Here is a 24,059-nt window from a genome sequence, read left to right as displayed (position 1 = left end):
TGTTTTAGATAATGTCCTCACTTTTTATCTTGAATATCAAAAGCATGAAAAATAGTGTTTTATGTCCTTGATTCATTAAAGGGCGCTTGAAATGTTTATTATGTGATCTGATGCACGCTTTAATTGCCGTGTTTCCTCGTTATTTGCAGTTTTGTATGACCGCTCACAGAACGCTGAAATGCACGGAAAGTTGTCCGTTGGAAAATAATTAAACATTTATTCACTATTTTGCTACTTATTGTTTGAAATCACGGGGCGTCACCGTATAATTTGTCCGCTTTTTGATGCTTGACTCTTCGTCTTAAAGGACGTTTTATACGACACGCGACATACCTCAAAGGGAGCAGGAGTAAAAACGTGATGTCAGTGTCGCTCTTGAGTCGAAACGTTGCTCGCAAGCTTCTGTTTATTCAGTTACTGGCAGTAATGGCAAGTGGACTGCTGTTCAGCCTCAAAGACCCCTTCTGGGGCATTTCCGCTGTATGCGGCGGTTTGGCAGTGGTCTTGCCAAATCTGATGTTTATAATTTTTGCCTGGCGTCATCAGGCGCATACACCAGCAAAAGGCCGTGTGGCCTGGACCTTCGCCTTCGGTGAAGCCTTCAAGGTGTTGCTGACCTTCGCCCTTCTGGCGGTGGCGCTGGCCGTTTTAAAAGTGGTATTTTTGCCACTGATCGTGACGTGGGTTTTGGTGCTGGTGGTACAAGTTCTGGCGCCAGCTGTAATTAACAACAAAGGGTAAAGGCATCATGGCTTCAGAAAATATGACGCCGCAGGATTACATAGGACACCATCTGAACAACCTTCAGTTGGACCTGCGTACATTCTCGCTGGTGGATCCGCACAACCACACAGCCACCTTCTGGACGCTCAACATTGACTCCATGTTCTTCTCGGTGGTTCTCGGTCTGCTGTTCCTTGCCATGTTCCGTAGCGTTGCTAAGAAAGCGACCAGCGGCGTACCAGGGAAATTCCAAACCTTCATCGAAATGATCATCGGCTTCGTCCATGGCAGCGTCAAAGACATGTACCATGGCAAGAGCAAGGTTATCGCGCCGCTGGCGCTGACCGTGTTCGTCTGGGTCTTCCTGATGAACCTGATGGACCTCTTGCCTATCGATTTCTTACCTTGGATCGGTGAGCACATACTCGGCCTGCCTGCACTGCGCGTGGTTCCGTCTGCCGACGTGAACATCACCCTGTCGATGGCGCTTGGCGTGTTCATCCTGATTATTTTCTACAGCATCAAAATGAAAGGCGTTGGTGGGTTCGTTAAAGAACTGACCATGCAGCCGTTCAATCACTGGGCGTTCATTCCTGTCAACTTAATCCTTGAAGGGGTAAGCCTGCTGTCCAAACCGGTCTCTCTCGGTCTGCGACTGTTCGGCAACATGTATGCCGGTGAGCTGATTTTCATTCTGATTGCTGGTCTGTTGCCGTGGTGGTCACAGTGGGTTCTGAATGTGCCTTGGGCCATTTTCCACATCCTGATTATTACGCTGCAAGCCTTCATCTTCATGGTTCTGACGATTGTCTATCTGTCGATGGCATCTGAAGAGCATTGATTTTTTACCAACACTACTACGTTTTAACTGAAACAAACTGGAGACTGTCATGGAAAACCTGAATATGGATCTGCTGTACATGGCTGCCGCTGTGATGATGGGTCTGGCGGCAATCGGTGCTGCGATCGGTATCGGCATCCTCGGAGGTAAATTCCTGGAAGGCGCAGCGCGTCAGCCGGATCTGATCCCTCTGCTGCGTACTCAGTTCTTTATCGTTATGGGTCTGGTGGATGCTATCCCGATGATCGCTGTAGGTCTGGGTCTGTACGTGATGTTCGCCGTCGCGTAGTAAGTTGTTAGAAACCTAAGCCACAGAGTTAATTAAAGAGGTATTGTGCTGTGAACATGAACGCAACAATCCTCGGCCAGGCCATCGCGTTTGTTATCTTCGTATGGTTCTGCATGAAATACGTATGGCCGCCTTTAATGGCTGCCATCGAAAAACGCCAGAAAGAGATTTCTGACGGTTTAGCTTCTGCAGAACGCGCTAAGAAAGATTTGGACCTTGCACAGGCCAACGCGACCGACCAGCTGAAAAAAGCGAAAGCGGAAGCCCAGGTAATCATTGAGCAGGCGAACAAGCGCCGCTCTCAGATTCTGGACGAAGCTAAAGCTGAAGCAGAACAGGAACGCACCAAAATCGTTGCACAAGCGCAGGCTGAAATTGATGCTGAGCGTAAACGTGCACGCGAGGAGCTGCGTAAGCAGGTCGCTATCCTGGCTGTTGCTGGCGCCGAGAAGATCATCGAACGTTCCGTGGATGAAGCTGCTAACAGCGACATCGTGGATAAACTTGTCGCTGAACTGTAAGGAGGGAGGGGCTGATGTCTGAATTTGTAACGGTAGCTCGCCCCTACGCCAAAGCAGCTTTTGACTTTGCCGTCGAACACAACAGTGTTGAACGCTGGCAGGATATGCTGGCGTTTGCCGCCGAAGTGACCAAAAACGACCAAATGGCAGAGCTTCTCTCCGGTGCTTTGGCGCCGGAAACGCTCTCAGAAGCGTTTATCGCTATCTGCGGCGAGCAACTCGACGAAAATGGCCAGAACCTGATTAAGGTGATGGCGGAAAATAATCGTCTGAAGGTGCTCCCGGACGTTCTTGAGCAATTCATTCACCTGCGCGCGGCCAGTGAGGCCATCGCAGAGGTAGAAGTAATATCTGCCAACCAACTGAGTGATGAACAGCTTGCCAGGATCGTCAGCGCGATGGAAAAACGTCTGTCACGCAAAGTTAAGCTGAATTGCAAAATCGATAAGTCTGTTATGGCAGGTATTATCATCCGTGCGGGTGATATGGTCATTGATGGCAGCGTACGCGGCCGTCTTGAGCGCCTTGCAGACGTCTTGCAGTCTTAAGGGGACTGGAGCATGCAACTGAATTCCACCGAAATCAGCGAACTGATCAAGCAGCGCATTGCTCAGTTCAATGTTGTGAGCGAAGCTCATAACGAAGGTACTATTGTTTCTGTAAGTGACGGTGTTATCCGCATCCACGGCCTTGCCGAATGTATGCAGGGCGAGATGATCTCCCTGCCGGGTAACCGTTACGCTATCGCACTGAACCTGGAGCGCGACTCCGTAGGTGCGGTGGTAATGGGTCCGTACGCTGACCTCGCCGAAGGCATGAAGGTGAAATGTACTGGCCGTATCCTGGAAGTTCCGGTAGGCCGTGGCCTGCTGGGCCGCGTGGTTAACACCCTGGGCGCGCCAATTGATGGTAAAGGTCCGCTGGAAAACGACGGTTTCTCCGCCGTTGAAGCGATCGCGCCGGGCGTAATCGAACGTCAGTCCGTCGATCAGCCGGTACAGACCGGTTACAAATCCGTTGACGCCATGATCCCAATCGGTCGTGGTCAGCGTGAACTGATCATCGGCGACCGTCAGACCGGTAAAACTGCGCTGGCTATCGATGCCATCATCAACCAGCGTGATTCCGGCATCAAGTGCGTCTATGTCGCTATCGGTCAGAAAGCGTCCACCATCTCTAACGTGGTGCGTAAACTGGAAGAGCACGGCGCGCTGGCTAACACCATCGTAGTGGTAGCGACTGCATCTGAATCTGCTGCACTGCAATACCTGGCGCCATACGCTGGTTGCGCAATGGGCGAATACTTCCGCGACCGCGGTGAAGATGCGCTGATCGTTTACGATGATCTGTCTAAACAGGCTGTTGCTTATCGCCAGATCTCCCTGCTGCTCCGTCGTCCGCCTGGACGTGAAGCGTTCCCGGGCGACGTATTCTACCTCCACTCTCGTCTGCTGGAGCGTGCTGCGCGTGTTAACGCCGAATACGTTGAAGCCTTCACCAAAGGTGAAGTGAAAGGGAAAACCGGTTCTCTGACCGCGCTGCCGATTATCGAAACGCAGGCGGGTGACGTTTCCGCATTCGTTCCGACCAACGTAATCTCTATTACCGATGGTCAGATCTTCCTGGAAACCAACCTGTTTAACGCCGGTATTCGTCCTGCGGTTAACCCGGGTATCTCCGTATCCCGTGTTGGTGGTGCAGCGCAGACCAAGATCATGAAGAAACTGTCCGGTGGTATCCGTACCGCGTTGGCGCAGTATCGTGAACTGGCGGCGTTCTCCCAGTTTGCATCCGACCTTGACGATGCAACCCGCAAACAGCTGGACCACGGTCAGAAAGTGACCGAGCTGCTGAAACAGAAACAGTATGCGCCTATGTCCGTCGCGCAGCAGTCTCTGGTTCTGTTCGCAGCAGAACGTGGTTACCTGGCTGATGTAGAACTGGCGAAAATCGGTAGCTTCGAAGCCGCTCTGCTGGCTTACGTCGACCGTGATCACGCTCCGCTGATGCAAGAGATTAACCAGTCCGGTGGCTATAACGACGAAATCGAAGGCAAGCTGAAAGGCATCCTCGATTCCTTCAAAGCAACCCAGTCCTGGTAACGTCTGGCGGTCTGTCTTAGGGCAGGCCGCAAGGCATTGAGGAGAAGCTCATGGCCGGCGCAAAAGAGATACGTAGTAAGATCGCAAGCGTCCAGAACACGCAAAAGATCACTAAAGCGATGGAGATGGTCGCCGCTTCCAAAATGCGTAAATCGCAGGAGCGCATGGCGGCCAGCCGTCCTTACGCAGATACTATGCGCAAAGTGATTGGTCACCTTGCGAACGGTAATCTGGAATATAAGCACCCTTACCTGGAAGAACGCGACGTTAAGCGCGTGGGCTACCTGGTGGTGTCGACCGACCGTGGTCTGTGCGGCGGCTTGAACATTAACCTGTTCAAGAAACTGCTGGCGGAAATGAAAGCATGGTCCGATAAAGGCGTTCAGTGCGACCTCGCAATGATCGGCTCTAAGGGCGTTTCTTTCTTTAACTCCGTGGGCGGCAACGTGGTTGCACAGGTGACCGGTATGGGGGATAACCCATCCCTGTCCGAACTGATCGGCCCGGTAAAAGTGATGTTGCAGGCCTATGATGAAGGCCGTCTGGACAAGCTGTACGTTGTCAGCAACAAATTTATTAACACCATGTCTCAGGTTCCGACGATCACTCAGCTGCTGCCGTTACCGGCATCAGAAGATGCTGATCTGAAACGTAAATCCTGGGATTACCTGTATGAGCCCGATCCGAAAGCGCTGCTGGATACCCTCCTGCGCCGCTACGTCGAATCTCAGGTTTATCAGGGCGTGGTTGAAAACCTGGCCAGCGAGCAGGCCGCCCGTATGGTGGCGATGAAAGCCGCGACCGATAATGGCGGCAGCCTGATTAAAGAGCTGCAGTTGGTATACAACAAAGCTCGTCAGGCCAGCATTACTCAGGAACTCACCGAGATCGTCTCGGGGGCCGCCGCGGTTTAACCAGGTTATTTCGTAGAGGATTTAAGATGGCTACTGGAAAGATTGTCCAGGTAATCGGCGCCGTGGTCGACGTCGAGTTCCCTCAGGATGCCGTACCACGCGTGTACGAAGCCCTTGAGGTACAGAATGGTAATGAAGTTCTGGTGCTGGAAGTTCAGCAGCAGCTGGGCGGCGGTATCGTACGTACCATCGCCATGGGTTCTTCTGATGGTCTGCGCCGCGGTCTGGATGTAAAAGACCTCGAGCACCCGATCGAAGTCCCGGTAGGTAAAGCAACGCTGGGTCGTATCATGAACGTACTGGGTCAACCGGTTGACATGAAAGGCGACATCGGCGAAGAAGAGCGTTGGGCTATCCACCGCGCGGCACCGTCCTATGAAGAGCTGTCCAGCTCTCAGGAACTGCTGGAAACCGGTATCAAAGTTATCGACCTGATGTGTCCGTTCGCCAAGGGCGGTAAAGTTGGTCTGTTCGGCGGTGCGGGTGTAGGTAAAACTGTAAATATGATGGAGCTGATCCGTAACATCGCGATCGAGCACTCCGGTTACTCTGTGTTTGCGGGCGTAGGTGAGCGTACTCGTGAGGGTAACGACTTCTACCACGAAATGACCGACTCCAACGTTATCGATAAAGTATCCCTGGTGTACGGCCAGATGAACGAGCCGCCGGGAAACCGTCTGCGCGTTGCGCTGACCGGCCTGACCATGGCTGAGAAATTCCGTGACGAAGGTCGTGACGTACTGCTGTTCGTCGATAACATCTATCGTTACACCCTGGCCGGTACTGAAGTATCCGCGCTGCTGGGTCGTATGCCTTCAGCGGTAGGTTATCAGCCGACCCTGGCGGAAGAGATGGGCGTTCTGCAGGAACGTATCACCTCCACCAAAACCGGTTCTATCACCTCCGTACAGGCGGTATACGTACCTGCGGATGACTTAACTGACCCATCCCCAGCCACTACCTTTGCTCACTTAGATGCAACCGTAGTACTGAGCCGTCAGATCGCATCCCTGGGTATCTACCCGGCCGTTGACCCGCTGGATTCCACCAGCCGTCAGCTGGATCCGCTGGTTGTTGGTCAGGAACACTACGACACCGCGCGTGGCGTTCAGTCCATCCTGCAGCGTTATCAGGAACTGAAAGACATTATCGCCATCCTCGGTATGGACGAACTGTCTGAAGAAGACAAACTGGTGGTAGCTCGCGCGCGTAAGATCCAGCGCTTCCTGTCCCAGCCGTTCTTCGTGGCAGAAGTCTTTACCGGTTCTCCGGGCAAATACGTGGCGCTGAAAGACACCATCCGTGGCTTTAAAGGCATCATGGAAGGCGAATACGATCACCTGCCAGAGCAGGCGTTCTACATGGTCGGTTCCATCGACGAAGCCGTGGAAAAAGCCAAAAAACTTTAACGCCTTAATCGGAGGGTGATATGGCAATGACTTACCACCTGGACGTCGTCAGCGCAGAGCAACAAATGTTCTCTGGTCTGGTCGAAAAAATCCAGGTAACGGGTAGCGAAGGTGAACTGGGTATTTACCCGGGCCACGCGCCGCTGCTCACCGCCATTAAGCCTGGTATGATTCGCATCGTTAAACAGCACGGTCATGAAGAGTTTATCTATCTGTCCGGCGGCATTCTTGAAGTGCAGCCTGGCAGCGTGACCGTCCTGGCGGATACCGCAATTCGCGGTCAGGACCTCGACGAAGCGCGAGCGCTGGAAGCGAAACGCAAAGCGGAAGAGCACATTAAGAGCTCTCACGGCGATGTGGATTACGCTCAGGCGTCTGCGGAACTGGCCAAAGCGATCGCTAAACTGCGCGTTATCGAGTTGACCAAAAAAGCGATGTAACACCGGCTTGAACGTAAAAAGCCAGTCTGGGTTCCAGGCTGGCTTTTTTTATTGCCCGCTGCTGACGAGCGGATGAAGTGAAAACAGCATTCACCCTTAATTGTTATTGATTAGTTAAATGATGAGGCGTAAACTCTTTTTATGTGATGTATGTCACAAAAAAGAGCGTTATAAACTGCACCTGCGTCAGGAAATCATCATGAAACTGTTCCATAAAATCATCGCTAAATTTAGCGTCCTGAGCTTCTAAGCTCCGCGCTATCTCGCCCGCTGACACGACGTATCGCCCATCAAAACGACAACACTGGCGATGTGAAACCGGGAAAAGAAGGTCACCTGATAGGTGGCCTTTCGTTTTTTATGGATAGCATCCATCACTTTACCGCCCTCCCCCGCCAGCGACTGGCGAATATTTATCCTGGTTCTTCCCGCTGTGGGTGCTGATAAACGCCTGCCGCTGCGGCTTTATTCAGGTGGCGAAAAAACAGCAAAAGCAGTGAGATAGTTAATGATTCTCCACCCCGCCCTCCTTTTTCAGCGTTAAACTGATTTGCAGTGGTTAAAAATAGCGTCATAAAATGGGGTAAAACAGTGAGCCTGGACGTTTTCTCCACGTCTCGTTTTATGATGAAAAATATGTAGAAATTTCAACGTGAAAGGCTTTTACTTTTCGTTCTAACTACCGTCAGGATGAGTATGTCAAATAGTGCGATGAGCGTGGTTATCCTTGCTGCAGGCAAAGGGACCCGCATGTATTCCGATCTTCCTAAGGTGCTGCATACCCTGGCCGGGAAGCCAATGGTGCAGCATGTCATTGATGCCGCTAACGATTTAGGCGCATGTGCGGTACACCTGGTATACGGCCACGGCGGCGATCTGCTGCGTCAGACTCTGCATGAAGACAACGTGAACTGGGTGCTGCAGGCCGAGCAGCTCGGAACCGGGCACGCTATGCAGCAGGCGGCGCCATTCTTCAATGATGATGAAGACATCCTGATGCTCTATGGCGACGTGCCGCTGATCTCCGTTGAGACGCTACAGCGCCTGCGCGCCGCGAAACCACAGGGTGGGATTGGTCTGTTAACGGTGAAGCTGGATGACCCAACCGGCTATGGCCGCATTACCCGTGAAAATGGCCAGGTGACGGGCATCGTTGAGCACAAAGATGCCAGCGAGGCCCAGCGCCAGATCCAGGAAATCAACACCGGGATCCTGATCGCCGGCGGAGCGGATCTAAAGCGCTGGCTGGCGAAACTCACCAATAACAACGCTCAGGGCGAATACTACATCACCGATATCATCGCCATGGCGCACCAGGAAGGACACCAGATCGTCGCAGTGCATCCGCAGCGCCTGAGCGAAGTCGAAGGCGTCAACAACCGCCTGCAGCTTGCGCGCCTGGAGCGCGTCTACCAGGCGGAGCAGGCGGAAAAGCTGCTGCTGGCGGGCGTGATGCTGCGCGATCCGGCGCGTTTCGATCTGCGCGGTACGCTGCAGCATGGGCGCGATGTAGAGATCGATACTAACGTTATTCTGGAAGGCAACGTGGTGCTGGGCGATCGAGTGAAAATCGGCGCCGGCTGCGTGATCAAAAAACAGCACCATCGGCGATGACTGCGAAATTAGCCCCTACAGCGTGGTGGAAGATGCCCAGCTGCAGGCGGCCTGCACCATCGGTCCATTTGCCCGTCTGCGCCCGGGCGCCGAACTGCTGGAAGGCGCCCACGTTGGTAACTTCGTGGAAATGAAAAAAGCGCGTCTCGGGAAAGGCTCCAAGGCGGGTCATCTGACCTATCTGGGCGATGCGGAGATTGGCGATAACGTCAATATCGGCGCGGGCACCATCACCTGCAACTACGATGGTGCGAACAAGCATAAAACGATTATTGGCGATGATGTCTTTGTCGGCTCGGATACCCAGCTGGTGGCCCCGGTCACGGTAGGCAACGGCGTCACGATCGCCGCCGGCACCACCGTCACGCGCAATATCGCCGATAACGAACTGGTGTTGAGCCGCGTACCGCAGGTCCACAAACAGGGCTGGCAGCGTCCGGTGAAGAAGAAATAATTTGGATTATCGCCGGGGAAATTTTCCCGGCGAACCAGGATGAGAGGGTCAACATAGATCCCCGTCCGCAGGCAGTACCATAACAATAACCCCACTCTCTACAAGGCTCGGGGCGCCCGAAAAACGGGCAAATACAGGTCAGCGACAACGCATGGCATATCGCCATTATCAGGAAATTTAACTATGTGTGGAATTGTTGGCGCAGTCGCGCAGCGTGATATTGCTGAAATCCTTCTCGAAGGTTTACGTCGTCTGGAATACCGTGGCTATGACTCTGCCGGTCTGGCAGTGGTCGACAGCGAAGGTCATATGACCCGCGTGCGTCGCTTGGGTAAAGTTCAGATGCTGGCTCAGGCGGTAGAAGAGCAACCGTTACACGGTGGTACCGGGATCGCCCATACTCGTTGGGCGACGCACGGCGAACCGTCTGAGAGCAATGCGCATCCGCATGTTTCTGAACACATTGTGGTGGTCCATAACGGGATCATCGAAAACCATGAGCCGCTGCGCGCCCTGCTGCAGTCTCGCGGCTATGTCTTCGTCACCGAGACCGATACCGAAGTTATTGCCCATCTGGTGCACTGGGAGCTGGAACAAGGCGGTACCTTGCGTGAAGCCGTCCTGCGCGCTATCCCGCAGCTGCGCGGCGCCTACGGTACGGTGATCATGGATACCCGTGACCCGGGAACTCTGCTGGCGGCCCGCTCCGGTAGCCCGCTGGTAATTGGCCTGGGGATGGGTGAAAACTTTATCGCCTCCGACCAGCTGGCATTGCTGCCGGTTACCCGCCGCTTCATCTTCCTCGAAGAAGGCGATATCGCGGAAGTGACTCGCCGTTCGGTGGTGATTTTTGATAAGTCCGCTGCGCAAGTGAAGCGCCAGGAGATCGAATCCAATCTGCAGTATGACGCTGGCGATAAAGGTATCTACCGCCACTATATGCAGAAAGAGATTTTCGAGCAGCCGAACGCGATTAAGAACACCCTGACCGGGCGCATCAGCCATGGCGAAGTGGATCTCAGCGAACTGGGGCCGAACGCCAATGAAATGCTGGCTCAGGTTGAACATATTCAGATAGTTGCCTGCGGGACTTCCTATAACTCCGGGATGGTCTCCCGCTACTGGTTCGAAGCGTTAGCCGGCGTCCCGTGCGATGTGGAAATCGCCTCCGAATTCCGCTATCGCAAGTCCGCAGTGCGTCGCAATAGCCTGATGATCACCCTCTCCCAGTCCGGTGAAACCGCCGATACCCTGGCGGCGCTGCGTCTGTCGAAAGAGCTGGGCTATCTCGGCTCGCTGGCCATCTGCAACGTGCCGGGCTCGTCGCTGGTGCGCGAGTCCGATCTGGCGCTGATGACCAAAGCCGGAACGGAAATCGGCGTGGCCTCGACCAAAGCCTTTACCACTCAGCTAACCGTGCTGTTGATGCTGGTGGCGAAACTGGCGCGACTGAAAGGTCAGGATGCGTCTATCGAGCATGATATCGTGCACGGCCTTCAGGCTCTGCCGAACCGTATCGAGCAGATGCTCTCCCAGGACAAGCGTATTGAGCAGCTGGCAGAGCGCTTCTCTGATAAGCACCATGCGCTGTTCCTTGGCCGTGGCGATCAGTATCCGATCGCTATGGAAGGGGCGCTGAAGCTGAAAGAGATCTCCTACATTCACGCGGAAGCCTATGCGGCGGGCGAGCTTAAGCACGGCCCACTGGCGCTGATTGATGCGGAAATGCCGGTGATTGTGGTGGCGCCGAACAACGAACTGCTGGAAAAACTGAAATCCAACATCGAAGAGGTTCGTGCCCGCGGCGGTGAACTATACGTCTTCGCCGACGGTGAAGCCGGCTTCAACGGTAGCGATAACATGCACATCATTGAGATGCCGCATGTGGAAGAGACCATCGCCCCTATCTTCTATACGGTTCCGCTGCAGCTGTTGGCTTATCACGTCGCGCTGATCAAAGGCACTGACGTTGACCAGCCGCGTAACCTGGCGAAATCGGTAACGGTTGAGTAAAGCATCCTATCCTGCAAAGGGCTGCCGACGGCGGCCCTTTTTATTTGCACCTGCTGTTTTCCATCGATTACGTGCGCAATATTTTGGCTGGCGGTAGATGACAAACGATCGTTTTACGGTCCGATTTCGCCGTCATAAAAAGAAAATTATTTTGTCATTGCACGGTCATGATTAAAGATAACCATCTGAGTTATAAGCGTATTATTTGGCGTAAAATCCACTCTCCCGGCCTGTCATAAAACTGTCATAATTCGTACATTTTACTGTCACCTCTTTGACCTATTTTGCTCACCATAGCCTCGAAACAATGATTTACGAATCCCAGCAGGAGACATTATGAACGTTATGCGTACCACCGTCGCAACAGTTGTCGCCGCGACCTTATCGATGAGCGCTTTCTCTGCCTTCGCAGCAGCAAGCCTGACTGGCGCAGGCGCAACTTTCCCTGCGCCGGTGTATGCCAAATGGGCTGATACCTATCAGAAAGAAACCGGCAATAAAGTGAACTACCAGGGTATTGGTTCCTCTGGTGGCGTTAAGCAGATTATTGCCAACACCGTTGATTTCGGTGCTTCTGATGCTCCGCTGGCTGATGACAAACTGACCCAGGAAGGTCTGTTCCAGTTCCCCACCGTGATTGGCGGCGTGGTACTGGCGGTTAACCTGCCTGGCGTGAAATCCGGCGAGCTGGTGCTGGATGGCAAAACCCTCGGTGATATCTACCTGGGTAAAATTAAAAAATGGGATGACGAAGCGATCGCTAAGCTCAACCCGGGCCTGAAGCTGCCGTCGCAGAACATCGCCGTGGTCCGCCGCGCCGATGGTTCAGGTACCTCCTTCGTTTTCACCAGCTACCTGTCCAAAGTGAATGAAGAGTGGAAATCGAAAATCGGCGCCGGCTCTACCGTAAACTGGCCAACCGGTCTGGGCGGTAAAGGCAACGATGGTATCGCCGCCTTTGTTCAGCGTCTGCCGGGCTCGATTGGTTACGTCGAATACGCTTACGCTAAGCAAAACAACCTGGCCTACACCAAACTGGTCTCTGCCGACGGCAAGCCGGTTAGCCCGACTGAAGACAATTTCGCTAACGCCGCAAAAGGCGTTGACTGGAGCAAGTCTTTCGCTCAGGACCTGACCAACCAGAAAGGCGAAAATGCATGGCCGATCACCTCAACCACCTTCATCCTGGTGCATAAGGCGACCAACAAGCCGGAACAGACCGCTGAAGTGCTGAAGTTCTTCGACTGGGCGTATAAAAACGGCGGGAAAGAAGCGAATGCGCTGGATTACGCGACGCTGCCGGAAAGCGTGGTAGAGCAGGTTCGCGCGGCATGGAAAACCAACGTCAAAGACAGCAGCGGTAAAGCGCTGTACTAACAGTAGATTTTTGACGAAGATGGCGGGGGCGTTCAGGCGCTGCCCGCCCTACGGTTCAGACTGTAGGCCCGGGAGCCAACGCCACCGGGCATTTATTCGAACAAGTTTTAATACGTAAAGAGTAATCTATGGCTGCAACCAAGCCTGCATTTACCCCTCCGGGGAAAAAGGGTGACATGATTTTCAGTGCGCTGGTAAAACTGGCTGCGCTGATTGTGCTATTGATGCTGGGCGGCATCATCGTTTCCCTGATCATCTCTTCCTGGCCGAGCATTCAAAAGTTTGGCTTTGCCTTTTTGTGGACCAAAGAGTGGGATGCGCCTAACGAGATCTTCGGCGCGCTGGTCCCGATTTACGGAACCCTGGTCACCTCTTTTATCGCGCTGCTGATCGCCGTTCCGGTGAGCTTCGGCATCGCGCTGTTTCTGACAGAATTGTCCCCCGCCTGGCTCAAGCGTCCGCTGGGCATTGCGATTGAGCTGCTGGCGGCAATCCCGAGCATCGTGTACGGCATGTGGGGCCTGTTTATTTTCGCCCCGCTGTTTGCGACTTACTTCCAGGAGCCGGTCGGCAACGTTCTGTCGACCATCCCGTTCGTCGGTGCGCTGTTTGCCGGCCCGGCGTTTGGTATCGGTATTCTCGCCGCTGGCGTCATTCTGGCCATCATGATCATCCCTTACATCGCCGCGGTCATGCGCGATGTTTTCGAACAGACCCCGGTGATGATGAAAGAGTCGGCCTATGGCATCGGCTGCACCACCTGGGAGGTGATCTGGCGCATTGTCTTACCGTTCACCAAGAATGGGGTGATCGGCGGGGTGATGCTCGGTCTGGGCCGCGCGCTGGGTGAAACCATGGCGGTCACCTTTATCATCGGCAACACCTACCAGCTCGACAGCATCTCGTTGTATATGCCGGGGAACAGTATTACCTCCGCGCTGGCTAATGAGTTCGCCGAAGCGGAAACCGGCCTGCACGTGGCGGCGCTGATGGAGCTGGGCCTGATCCTGTTCGTTATCACCTTTATCGTTCTGGCCGCGTCGAAGTTTATGATTATGCGCCTCGCGAAGAATGAGGGGGCACGCTAATGGCGACCATTGAATTGCAAACTACCGCCGAACTGGCGGAGTCCCGTCGCAAGATGCAGGCCAAACGCCGCATGAAGAACCGTATCGCTCTGGCGCTGTCGATGGCGACCATGGCGTTTGGTTTGTTCTGGCTTATCTGGATCCTGATGGCGACGATAACCCGCGGTTTCGACGGCATGAGTCTGGCGCTGTTCACCGAAATGACGCCGCCGCCGAATACGGCGGGCGGTGGACTGGCTAACGCCCTCGCCGGCAGCGGCCTGCTGATCCTGTGGGCAACCGTATTTGGTACGCCGCTGGGTATCCTCGCCGGAATTTATCTGGCGGAGTATGGCCGCAAGTCGGTGCTGGCGGAAATCATCCGCTTTATCAACGACATTCTGCTTTCCGCGCCGTCTATCGTGGTGGGTCTGTTCGTCTACACCATCGTGGTGGCGCAGATGCAACACTTCTCGGGCTGGGCGGGCGTTATCGCGCTGGCGCTGCTGCAGGTGCCTATCGTTATTCGTACCACCGAAAACATGCTGAAGCTGGTGCCGGATAGCCTGCGTGAAGCGGCCTATGTGCTGGGGACGCCGAAGTGGAAGATGATCTCGGCGATCACCCTGAAAGCCTCCGTCTCAGGGATTATGACCGGGATCCTGCTGGCTATCGCCCGTATCGCCGGGGAAACGGCGCCGCTGCTGTTCACCGCGTTGTCCAACCAGTTCTGGAGCACCGACATGATGCAGCCGATTGCTAACCTGCCGGTGACCATTTTCAAATTTGCCATGAGTCCGTTTGCGGAGTGGCAGCAACTGGCATGGGCCGGGGTATTGATTATCACCCTGTGCGTCTTGCTGCTGAACATCCTGGCGCGCGTTATCTTCGCCAAGAAGAAACACGGTTAATTTTTTGCGGCGCAGCAACTGCTGCGCTGAATGAGGAAGAGATTGAGATGAGTATGGTGAATACAGCTCCGGGTAAGATTTCAGTTCGTAACCTGAACTTCTACTACGGCAAATTCCATGCCCTGAAGAACATCAACCTGGATATCACCAAAAACCAGGTGACGGCGTTTATCGGTCCGTCAGGCTGTGGTAAATCCACCCTGCTGCGCACGTTCAACAAGATGTTTGAACTGTATCCGGAGCAGCGCGCGGAAGGTGAGATCCTGCTGGATGGCGACAACATTCTGACTAACACCCAGGATATCGCCCTGCTGCGCGCTAAGGTTGGCATGGTGTTCCAGAAACCAACGCCGTTCCCGATGTCCATATACGACAATATCGCCTTCGGCGTGCGCCTGTTTGAAAAGCTGTCCCGTGCCGATATGGACGAGCGCGTGCAGTGGGCGCTGACCAAAGCCGCATTATGGAACGAAACCAAAGATAAACTGCACCAGAGCGGATATTCTCTCTCCGGTGGTCAGCAGCAGCGTCTGTGCATTGCCCGCGGTATCGCGATCCGCCCGGAAGTGCTGCTGCTTGATGAGCCGTGCTCCGCGCTGGACCCGATCTCCACCGGGCGTATCGAAGAGCTGATCACCGAGCTGAAACAGGACTACACCGTCGTTATCGTGACTCACAACATGCAGCAGGCTGCGCGTTGCTCCGACCATACGGCATTTATGTATCTTGGCGAGCTGATTGAGTTCAGCAACACGGATGACCTGTTCACTAAGCCCGCGAAGAAACAAACTGAAGATTATATTACTGGCCGCTACGGTTGATTTGCCCTTGTGCTTTCAGGCTCTCACCAGTTGGGCAATCAGGAGACACCATGGACAACCTAAATCTTAACAAACATATTTCCGGCCAGTTCAACGCTGAACTGGAGTATATCCGCACCCAGGTGATGACCATGGGTGGGCTGGTGGAACAGCAGCTCTCTGATGCCATCACCGCCATGCATAACCAGGACAGCGATCTGGCGAAACGCGTCATCGACGGCGACAAGCAGGTCAACATGATGGAAGTGGCTATCGATGAAGCGTGCGTGCGCATCATCGCCAAGCGCCAGCCGACCGCCAGCGACCTGCGCCTGGTGATGGCGATCATCAAGACTATCGCTGAGCTGGAACGCATTGGCGACGTGGCGGATAAAATCTGCCGCACCGCGCTGGAGAAGTTTTCCCAGCAGCACCAGCCGCTGCTGGTGAGCCTCGAATCGCTGGGCCGCCACACGGTGCAGATGCTGCATGACGTACTGGATGCGTTTGCGCGTATGGATCTCGACGAAGCGGTACGTATCTATCGCGAAGATAAGAAAGTCGACCAGGAGTATGAAGGCATCGTGCGTCAGCTGATGACCTACATGATGGAAGACTCGCGCACTATTCCCAGCGTCCTGACCGCGCTGTTCTGCGCGCGCTCCATCGAGCGTATCGGCGACCGCTGCCAGAATATCTGCGAATATATTTTCTACTTCGTCAAAGGTCAGGATTTCCGTCACGTTGGCGGCGATGAGCTGGATAAACTGCTCGCTGGCAAAGATCCGAAAGAGTAATAATCATTCTGTCTAATTCTGGTAAATGGATTTATCAGAATTAGATATGTTTTACCCCGCGGCTGCGAGATTGCTGAGATTATCGTCACAATTAACAATCTGCCCGTTTGAGTTATTCATTTTATCGCGTAACAATCAGCTGCCACTCACTGAGTTTTAACGCTCAGGATGGTTTAAACGGATTGTGACTGCGACAGCAGGCAAAACCTGATATTGCTCCTGGGGGCGATATCAGGTTTTTTGTTTTATGCGGGCCAATAATGGCTGAATGAGGGTTGCTACCGCGATGCGCGGGCAAAACCTGAAGAGGATTATCTGCCAAGGCAGATGGTCTTCTTCAGGTTTTTTTGTTTTTGTCTAACCGCAAAAATAACAGCCGCCGCGACGTCAAACGGTATGGATACGGCTATTAGCACCGGCACGGAATAGGGTTGTTGTCGTGTTTTATTTACGCCAATGATTATATAAGGGAATATTATGATGAGAAAAAACAGGATCGCTTCGGCGATAGTCTTGCTGGCGCCACTTTGTTATTCAACTAATCTGCTAGCGAGCCAGTTGACGGTGGAACAACGGCTTGAGCTGCTGGAAAAAGCGCTCAAAGACGCGCAAAAAGAGCTCAAAAAATATCAGGACCAGGAAAGAAAAAGAGACCAGATTTGGGCCTCATGGTCTCCTCCTGCGGAAGGTCAGAAGCGCAAGACCGGGGGGCGACCGCCGGGCCGAAAACGGCGGTTAAACCGGATGCGGTGCTGGTTAAAAATCAACAACCTGTCACCGATGGCGCGCCAGCCTACAGCGCGATGACGCTGAAAGACTTTAGCAAGTTCGTGAAAGATGAAATTGGCTTTAGCTATAACGGCTACTTCCGTTCCGGCTGGGGGACCGCCTCGCACGGCTCGCCAAAATCATGGGCGATCGGTTCGCTTGGCCGCCTGGGTAATGAATATTCCGGCTGGTTCGATCTGCAGCTGAAGCAGCGGGTGTTTCAGGAAGGCGATAAACGCGTCGACGCCATCGTGATGCTCGACGGGAACGTCGGCCAGCAGTATTCCACTGGCTGGTTTGGTGACAATGCCGGCGGCGAAAACTACATTCAATTCTCGGATATGTATGTTAACACCAAAGGGTTCCTGCCGTTTGCGCCGGAAGCCGATTTCTGGGTCGGCAAACACGGGGCGCCAAAAATTGAAATCCAGATGCTGGACTGGAAAACGCAGAGAACCGATGCGGCGGCCGGCGTAGGGCTGGAAAACTGGCAGGTGGGCGCCGGGAAATTCGATATCGCGTTGATTCGCGAAGATGTCGATGATTATGACCGTTCTTTAAGCAATAAGCAGCAAATTAACACCAACACCCTGGACGTTCGCTACAAAGAGATTCCGCTGTGGGATAAAGCCAGCCTGATGGTTAGCGGACGCTATGTCGCCGCCAACCAAAGTTCATCAGAGAAATATAAAGAGGGCAATGAAGGTTATTATCCGTGGAAAGATACCTGGATGGCTGGTACCTCGTTAACGCAGAAATTTGCTAACGGCGGCTTTAACGAATTCTCTTTCTTACTGGCCAATAACTCTATTGCCAGCAGCTTCTCACGCTATGCCGGATCCAGCCCCTATACCACCTTTAATGGCCGCTATTATGGCGATCATACCAATGGCACCGCCGTGCGCTTAACCTCGCAGGGGGAAACCTATTTACGCGATGACGTTATTATGGCGAATGCCATCGTCTACTCTTTTGGTAACGACGTCTATAGCTACGAAACCGGGGCCCACTCCGATTTTGAATCTATCCGTACGGTTCTGCGACCGGCTTATATCTGGGATAAATATAACCAGACCGGCGTCGAGCTGGGGTACTTCAAACAGCAAAACAAAGATGTTACCGGCAAGAAATATAACGAGTCCGGCTACAAGACCACGCTGTTCCATACCTTCAAAGTCAATACCAGTATGCTGACCTCGCGCCCGGAAATTCGTTTCTATGCCACCTATATTAAAGCGAAGGATATTGACCTGGATAAGGCCGCGAATAATACAACCAGCATTTTTGAAGACGGGAAGAACGATCAGTTTGCCGTGGGGGCGCAGGCGGAAATCTGGTGGTGAGACGATAACTGAACGGACACAACGAAAGAGGAACAACGATGAAACGACATGCAATTTATTTCGCCCTGGCGCTGGCGGGCGCGGCGTTTACCCTCCAGGCGGCGCCATTACCCGCGATGCCGGACCCAAGCCTGCCGGTGAGCCACTTTATCACCCAGGTTAACGCGGATAAGAGTATCACTTACCGCTTGTTTGCCCCTGATGCCCGGCGGGTCTCGATAGTGACTGGCGCCACGCCGGACTCCTTTGTCTCGCACGACATGACCAAAGCAGCGGACGGAGTCTGGACATGGAAAAGCGAGCCGATGAAGCCCAATCTCTATGAATACTATTTCGATGTGGATGGCTTCCGCTCGGTAGATACCGGCAGCCGCTATCAGAAGCCGCAGCGCCAGGTGAACACCAGTTTGATTCTGGTGCCGGGCAGTATTCTTGACGATCGGGAGGTTGCGCATGGCGATCTGCGCACCCTCACCTATCACTCGAAGGCTCTGAACGCCGAACGTCGTCTCTATGTCTGGACGCCGCCGGGCTATAGCGGAACCGGCGATCCTCTGCCGGTGCTCTATTTCTATCATGGCTTTGGCGACAGCGGCCTGTCGGCCATCGATCAGGGGCGGATCCCGCAAATCATGGATAACCTGCTGGCGGAGGGCAAGATTAAGCCGATGCTGGTGGTGGTCCCGGATACCGAAACCGATATCCCGGAAGCGGTCGCGGAAAACTTCCCGCCGCAGGAGCGGCGCAAAACCTTCTATCCACTTAATGCGCAGGCGGCGGATAAAGAGCTCATGCAGGATATTATTCCGCTGATAGATGCCCGATTTAACGTGCGTAAAGATACCGACGGTCGGGCGCTGGCGGGCCTCTCGCAGGGCGGTTATCAGGCGCTGGTTTCCGGAATGAATCATCTGGAGAGCTTTGGCTGGCTCGCCACCTTTAGCGGCGTTACGACTACCACGGTGCCGAATGCCAGCGTGGAAGCGCAGCTGAAGCAGCCTGACGCGATCAATAAGCAGCTGCGTAACTTTACCGTGGTCGTCGGGGAAAAAGATTCTGTGACCGGTAAAGACATTGCTGGTCTGAAAAGCGAGCTGGAAAAACAGCAGATTAAATTTGATTACCACCAGTATCCCGGCCTGAACCATGAAATGGACGTCTGGCGCCCGGCCTACGCCGAGTTTGTGCAAAAACTGTTTAAATAACCTTTAGGGGGCCTTCAGCCCCCGTTTTGTGCTTGTGAAGGACGACAAGATGAAAATGATTGTGACCGAAGATTATGAAGAGATGAGCCTGGTCGCCAGCCATCATGTTCTGGGCTATATCACGGCGCCGCGGCGGGTGAATCTGGCGGTGACGGCGGGGAGCACGCCAAAGCGGATGTATGAGCATTTGACCGCCGCCGTGAAAGGCAAAGCATTCTATGATCGGGTGCACTATTACAACTTCGATGAGATCCCTTTTCGCGGCCAGTCGCGAGAAGGCGTCACGATATCTAATTTGCGCCAGCTGTTTTTTACCCCGGCGCAGATCAAAGAAGAGAACATTCACAAGCTGACGCTGGACAACGCCGCTCAGCACGATCGCCAGCTGGAAGAGGCTGGCGGTCTGGATCTGATGGTGCTGGGGCTGGGGGCCGACGGCCATTTTTGCGGCAACCTGCCGAATACCACCCGCTTTCATGATCAGACGGTCGAAGTGCCGATTCATGGGGAAATGATTGCTCTTATCGCTAACAGCGAGATGGGCGGGGATATCTCGGCAGTACCAGACAGCTATGTCACCATGGGGCCGAGAAGCGTGATGGCGGCGAAAAATTTATTGCTAATTGTCAGCGGTGCGGCAAAAGCGCACGCGTTAAAGCAAGTGGTGGAAGGTCCGGTCAGCGTGCAGGTGCCGGCTTCAGTGCTCAAATTGCACCCTTCACTGGTGATTATTGCCGATAAAGCGGCGGCGGCGGAGTTGCAGCAATAAAAAGCCGCTAGTTCTATTCCCCGCTTACGCAGACGCATAGCGGGGGGTCATCGATGCCAACGTGCCGCTCACCAGGCCCTTAACGCGTGATATCCCAGCCGCGCGCCTGCCACAATGCCGGCAGCTCTGCCAGATCGGTAAAGGTCGTCACTTTGGGATGATCGATCGGCTGGTTGTGCGGATCGGCGCAGAAATAAAACACTTCCATGCCGGCGGCAATCCCCGACTGAGCGCCGGCGCTGGAGTCATCCACCAGAATACAGTTTTCGGCTTTTACCTGCATGGCCTCTGCCGCATGAAACATCAGCGCCGGGTCGGGCTTCCAGCGCTGAATATCGTAGCCGCTGTACAAGCGGTCAGTGAAATGGCGCAGCAGGCCGGTGCGTCCGAGCGAGTGCTGCATCTTACTGACTGGGCCATTGGAAACCACGCACATCGGGACGCTTACCGCATCCAGCAGCGCCTGGGCTCCGGGAATCACCTCCAGCTCGCTATCGAACAGGCGAGCGACCTCCGCCCGGTAAATCGGCTCCAGGGTGGCCTTTTGCAGGTTAACGCCATACTCAGCGTTGATGGTGTCGATAATTTCGTACAGCTTCACACCTTTGAAGCGCTTAAAAATCTCGGCGAGGTCCAGCGTAATGCCGAATTCCTGAAACATGTGAACGTAGGCGCGGGAGCAAATCACCTCGCTGTCGACCAGCGTGCCGTCACAGTCAAAAAATACTGCTTCTGGTTGAGTCATAGCCTTTCCATATTAACAAGTTTAACGTTTTCGTAATGCTCAATGCCGCGACGCAATCGTTGCCGTATAAGCAAAATAAATGAAAAAAATTACCATACAACCGCGCCTGGTGCCGTAATTTGGTATAGGATAGCCTCGAATTTTCCCTCCTTACGTTCGGAAACCGATAATGAGTCAACAACAAACCAGCCAGTCTTCTGGCGAGGGTCTGCTGGAGCGCGTATTTAAGCTGCGCGAGCACGGCACCACGGTGCGCACCGAAGCCATCGCCGGTTTCACCACGTTCCTGACGATGGTGTATATCGTTTTTGTTAACCCACAAATTCTTGGCGTAGCGGGCATGGATACCAGCGCCGTGTTTGTGACCACCTGTCTGATTGCCGCTTTCGGCAGTATCCTGATGGGTCTGTTCGCGAACCTGCCGGTCGCCCTGGCGCCGGCGATGGGCCTGAACGCCTTTTTCGCCTTTGTGGTGGTGCAGGCGATGGGGCTGCCGTGGCAGGTGGGCATGGGCGCCATCTTCTGGGGCGCCGTGGGCCTGCTGCTGCTGACCATCTTCCGCGTACGTTACTGGATGATCGCCAATATTCCGCTTAGCCTGCGTGTAGGTATCACCAGCGGTATCGGCCTGTTTATCGGCATGATGGGCCTGAAAAACGCCGGGGTGATTGTCGCCAATCCGGAAACGCTGGTCAGCATTGGTCATTTGACTTCCCACAGCGTACTGCTGGGCGTGCTGGGCTTCTTTATCATCGCGATTCTGGCGTCGCGCAACATTCACGCCGCGGTACTGGTCTCTATCGTTGTGACCACCCTGCTGGGGTGGATGCTGGGCGACGTGCATTACACCGGGATCGTCTCGGCGCCGCCGAGCGTGGCTTCGGTGATTGGTCAGGTCGATCTGGCGGGCTCCCTGAACCTGGGCCTGGCCGGCGTGATCTTCTCCTTTATGCTGGTCAACCTGTTTGACTCCTCCGGGACGCTGATTGGCGTGACGGATAAAGCGGGTCTCGCGGATGCCAACGGTAAATTCCCGCGCATGAAGCAAGCGCTGTTTGTCGATAGCGTCTCGTCGGTGGCGGGCTCCTTCATCGGTACCTCGTCGGTGACGGCCTATATCGAATCTTCTTCCGGCGTTTCCGTGGGCGGGCGTACCGGCCTGACCGCCGTTGTCGTTGGTATCCTGTTCTTGCTGGTTATTTTCCTCTCTCCGCTGGCGGGGATGGTTCCTGGCTATGCCGCCGCGGGCGCGCTGATATACGTTGGCGTGCTGATGACCTCCAGCCTCGCGCGCGTGAAGTGGAGCGACCTGACCGAGGCGGTGCCTGCGTTCATCACCGCAGTGATGATGCCGTTTAGCTTCTCGATCACCGAAGGTATCGCCCTGGGCTTTATCTCTTACTGCGTGATGAAGATCGGTACCGGCCGGCTGCGCGAGCTCAGCCCGTGTGTGATTATCGTTTCGCTGCTGTTCGTGCTGAAAATTGTCTTTATCGATGCACATTAATCCGCACGCATGATGAAAAAGCCCGGCATCGCTGCCGGGCTTTTTTTATGCTTTAACCCGCCGAATATAGTCGCCAAAGGCGGTCAGCTGGCCGCGCAGATGGTCGAGTGTGCTTTGATCGACCACTTCACCCGCCTGCGGATCCACTTTGTTCTGGATGACGCCGCCCATAAATTCCGGTTTATTCATTACCATCGCATCAAGGAAGACCAGAATCTGCCGCAGATGATACTGGCAGCGCGCACCGCCGATGGCGCCCATTGAGCTGGTCTGAATCAGTACCGGTTTGCCGGACAGCGGCTGCTCGGGCAGGCGTGACAGCCAGTCGATGGCGTTTTTCAGGCCGCCAGGCACGGAATAGTTATATTCTGGAGTGACTATCACTACCCCATCCGCCTCGCGGATCTGTTGCGCAATCTCCTGCACGCGCTGCGGAAAACCTTCTTCCTCCTGCATATCAGCATCGTACAGCGGGATATCACCGATCGACGGCAGCGCGGAGATATCCATGCCCGCTGGCGCGATGCCGGGCAGGGTGCGCGCGACCATTCCATTAAACGACCCTTTACGCAGGCTGCCGAGTAACGTAACCACTTTCAAGGTATCTGACATGATTGCTCCTTTGGATCATGATGCCGGCAAGACCGGTCAATTGAGGGATAAGGTTTTTTCCATGGGTAAGCTGGTAAAGCGCATCAGGCGGGCTGACGGTTCGCGTGCGCGCTGCTGCGCATCCGCCAGGCTGCGCCAGTCACCTCCCTTAGCATCATATTCCCAGACCTTCAGCGAGCCGATGTTCGGGGTTGCGGCAATGGACCATACCAGCAGCGATTCGGCGTCACATACCGCTTCGATTGGCTGACTGCCGGCGGTGCGCAGGCGGCCAGAGCCGGGCAGCAGCTGCAGCTGCGTTGATGCTTCGCCGGTCAGCTTTAGCACGCTGCGGCGCAGCGCTACCAGCTGGCTGCGCGCTTCGTCCGGATCATGCTGTATGTTAATCCACAGATTCTCATTGTTGCTGAAATTGTGCCGGTCGGCGTCGTGGCTGCGGACAGTGCGCTGCAGTTCCATGTCGAGGCCTCAATCCCCCTCGGTGGTGAGGGCAACACCAACGATATTGCCAGTATAAGCGATCGAAAAGCGGGGGAGTTGGCGATCGCTAAAAACCGGTCGGCCATTGGCTTCGTTGATGATTTCAGGCAGCTCGCTGATGCCGTAAAGCATAAACAGCAGCTCGGCAAGCAGCGAGCGCGACGCGCAAAAGCGAGCCTGGCGATATGTCGGGAGAAGACGTGCGGATTGATGACAGGCCGCTGACAAACGTGTCGATAGCGGCTCCCCGGTACTGAGTATCCCTCTTGCAAAATGCGTTGCCATACGTCGCTCCGTGAGTAATGGTCTGGATAAAACTGCGGGCGCTATTATCGCCTGGTATTAACAGGTTTTAATG

The 24,059-nt window shown here is 54.4% G+C and carries 20 protein-coding genes and 3 pseudogenes; 20 read left to right on the top strand and 3 right to left on the bottom strand.

Features of this window, described 5'->3' with window-relative positions; all coding sequences use genetic code 11:
• The first annotated feature begins 360 nt into the window (after window positions 1-360).
• From atpI to HMPREF1024_RS10620, 19 genes and pseudogenes are all read left to right on the top strand, one after another.
• Window positions 361-741, top strand: a complete 381-nt coding sequence (gene atpI / locus HMPREF1024_RS10535) for a F0F1 ATP synthase subunit I (RefSeq protein WP_004144991.1) — start codon at window positions 361-363, stop codon at window positions 739-741.
• 7 nt (window positions 742-748) lie between these two features.
• A complete protein-coding gene (gene atpB / locus HMPREF1024_RS10540) occupies window positions 749-1,564 on the top strand; it encodes a F0F1 ATP synthase subunit A (protein WP_004173838.1) in 816 nt (271 codons plus the stop codon).
• Window positions 1,565-1,613: 49 nt separating this feature from the next.
• Window positions 1,614-1,853 carry a F0F1 ATP synthase subunit C gene (atpE, locus tag HMPREF1024_RS10545; RefSeq protein ID WP_000429386.1) on the top strand — a complete coding sequence of 80 codons (240 nt, stop codon included), beginning with the start codon at window positions 1,614-1,616 and terminating at the stop codon, window positions 1,851-1,853.
• A gap of 50 nt (window positions 1,854-1,903) precedes the next feature.
• Window positions 1,904-2,374 carry a F0F1 ATP synthase subunit B gene (gene atpF, locus HMPREF1024_RS10550; protein WP_004107293.1) on the top strand — a complete coding sequence of 157 codons (471 nt, stop codon included), beginning with the start codon at window positions 1,904-1,906 and terminating at the stop codon, window positions 2,372-2,374.
• Window positions 2,375-2,388: 14 nt separating this feature from the next.
• Window positions 2,389-2,922 (top strand): F0F1 ATP synthase subunit delta, encoded by a 534-nt coding sequence (atpH, locus tag HMPREF1024_RS10555; protein WP_004144994.1) that lies wholly within the window; start codon window positions 2,389-2,391, stop codon window positions 2,920-2,922.
• A 12-nt stretch (window positions 2,923-2,934) separates the two neighbouring features.
• Window positions 2,935-4,476, top strand: coding sequence for a F0F1 ATP synthase subunit alpha (gene atpA, locus HMPREF1024_RS10560; protein WP_004144995.1), 1,542 nt, complete (start codon window positions 2,935-2,937; stop codon window positions 4,474-4,476).
• A 50-nt stretch (window positions 4,477-4,526) separates the two neighbouring features.
• Window positions 4,527-5,390, top strand: coding sequence for a F0F1 ATP synthase subunit gamma (atpG, locus tag HMPREF1024_RS10565; RefSeq protein WP_004144996.1), 864 nt, complete (start codon window positions 4,527-4,529; stop codon window positions 5,388-5,390).
• Window positions 5,391-5,416: 26 nt separating this feature from the next.
• Window positions 5,417-6,799 (top strand): F0F1 ATP synthase subunit beta, encoded by a 1,383-nt coding sequence (atpD, locus tag HMPREF1024_RS10570; RefSeq protein WP_004144997.1) that lies wholly within the window; start codon window positions 5,417-5,419, stop codon window positions 6,797-6,799.
• Between the two features lie 20 nt (window positions 6,800-6,819).
• Complete coding sequence (locus HMPREF1024_RS10575; RefSeq protein ID WP_001251971.1) at window positions 6,820-7,239, top strand: F0F1 ATP synthase subunit epsilon; 420 nt, start codon at window positions 6,820-6,822, stop codon at window positions 7,237-7,239.
• A gap of 696 nt (window positions 7,240-7,935) precedes the next feature.
• A pseudogene (gene glmU / locus HMPREF1024_RS0126740) lies at window positions 7,936-9,307 on the top strand (bifunctional UDP-N-acetylglucosamine diphosphorylase/glucosamine-1-phosphate N-acetyltransferase GlmU).
• Window positions 9,308-9,490: 183 nt separating this feature from the next.
• The gene (gene glmS, locus HMPREF1024_RS10580) at window positions 9,491-11,320 is read left to right on the top strand and encodes a glutamine--fructose-6-phosphate transaminase (isomerizing) (RefSeq protein WP_004150309.1); all 1,830 of its coding nucleotides are present in this window, start codon (window positions 9,491-9,493) and stop codon (window positions 11,318-11,320) included.
• 336 nt (window positions 11,321-11,656) lie between these two features.
• On the top strand, window positions 11,657-12,697 hold the full coding sequence (gene pstS, locus HMPREF1024_RS10585) for a phosphate ABC transporter substrate-binding protein PstS (protein ID WP_004150308.1): 1,041 nt from the start codon (window positions 11,657-11,659) through the stop codon (window positions 12,695-12,697).
• 128 nt (window positions 12,698-12,825) lie between these two features.
• Window positions 12,826-13,785: a phosphate ABC transporter permease PstC gene (gene pstC / locus HMPREF1024_RS10590; RefSeq protein WP_004145004.1), complete on the top strand. Its 960-nt coding sequence runs from the start codon at window positions 12,826-12,828 to the stop codon at window positions 13,783-13,785.
• Window positions 13,785-14,675 carry a phosphate ABC transporter permease PstA gene (gene pstA, locus HMPREF1024_RS10595; RefSeq protein ID WP_009308845.1) on the top strand — a complete coding sequence of 297 codons (891 nt, stop codon included), beginning with the start codon at window positions 13,785-13,787 and terminating at the stop codon, window positions 14,673-14,675. The genes pstC and pstA overlap by 1 nt, the downstream gene beginning before the upstream one ends.
• Before the next feature lie 47 nt (window positions 14,676-14,722).
• Complete coding sequence (gene pstB, locus HMPREF1024_RS10600; protein ID WP_004145006.1) at window positions 14,723-15,496, top strand: phosphate ABC transporter ATP-binding protein PstB; 774 nt, start codon at window positions 14,723-14,725, stop codon at window positions 15,494-15,496.
• Between the two features lie 50 nt (window positions 15,497-15,546).
• Window positions 15,547-16,272 carry a phosphate signaling complex protein PhoU gene (gene phoU / locus HMPREF1024_RS10605; protein ID WP_004145007.1) on the top strand — a complete coding sequence of 242 codons (726 nt, stop codon included), beginning with the start codon at window positions 15,547-15,549 and terminating at the stop codon, window positions 16,270-16,272.
• A gap of 477 nt (window positions 16,273-16,749) precedes the next feature.
• Window positions 16,750-18,383: pseudogene (locus HMPREF1024_RS10610) on the top strand (carbohydrate porin).
• Between the two features lie 38 nt (window positions 18,384-18,421).
• A complete protein-coding gene (locus HMPREF1024_RS10615; RefSeq protein WP_009308843.1) occupies window positions 18,422-19,588 on the top strand; it encodes an alpha/beta hydrolase-fold protein in 1,167 nt (388 codons plus the stop codon).
• Between the two features lie 49 nt (window positions 19,589-19,637).
• Window positions 19,638-20,357: a glucosamine-6-phosphate deaminase gene (locus HMPREF1024_RS10620; RefSeq protein ID WP_004901614.1), complete on the top strand. Its 720-nt coding sequence runs from the start codon at window positions 19,638-19,640 to the stop codon at window positions 20,355-20,357.
• A gap of 79 nt (window positions 20,358-20,436) precedes the next feature.
• On the opposite strand, the gene yieH is transcribed toward HMPREF1024_RS10620, so the two are convergent.
• On the bottom strand, window positions 20,437-21,102 hold the full coding sequence (gene yieH / locus HMPREF1024_RS10625; RefSeq protein WP_004145102.1) for a 6-phosphogluconate phosphatase: 666 nt from the start codon (window positions 21,100-21,102) through the stop codon (window positions 20,437-20,439).
• A gap of 169 nt (window positions 21,103-21,271) precedes the next feature.
• Here yieH and HMPREF1024_RS10630 point away from each other — a divergent pair, with 169 nt between their 5' ends.
• On the top strand, window positions 21,272-22,609 hold the full coding sequence (locus HMPREF1024_RS10630) for an NCS2 family permease (protein WP_009308842.1): 1,338 nt from the start codon (window positions 21,272-21,274) through the stop codon (window positions 22,607-22,609).
• 45 nt (window positions 22,610-22,654) lie between these two features.
• Here the strand turns inward: HMPREF1024_RS10630 and HMPREF1024_RS10635 are convergent, their stop codons facing one another.
• Together HMPREF1024_RS10635 and HMPREF1024_RS30680 are read right to left on the bottom strand one after the other, a co-directional pair.
• Window positions 22,655-23,221 (bottom strand): NADPH-dependent FMN reductase, encoded by a 567-nt coding sequence (locus HMPREF1024_RS10635; RefSeq protein WP_004151543.1) that lies wholly within the window; start codon window positions 23,219-23,221, stop codon window positions 22,655-22,657.
• Window positions 23,222-23,257: 36 nt separating this feature from the next.
• Window positions 23,258-23,833, bottom strand: a pseudogene (locus tag HMPREF1024_RS30680) (4'-phosphopantetheinyl transferase superfamily protein).
• Window positions 23,834-24,059: the final 226 nt, after the last annotated feature.

It is taken from the genome of Klebsiella sp. 4_1_44FAA (assembly GCF_000238715.1).
GTDB lineage: Bacteria > Pseudomonadota > Gammaproteobacteria > Enterobacterales > Enterobacteriaceae > Klebsiella > Klebsiella pneumoniae.
The sequence above is the reverse complement of the archived record's forward strand: the minus strand, read 5'-3'. Positions and strand labels throughout refer to the sequence as shown.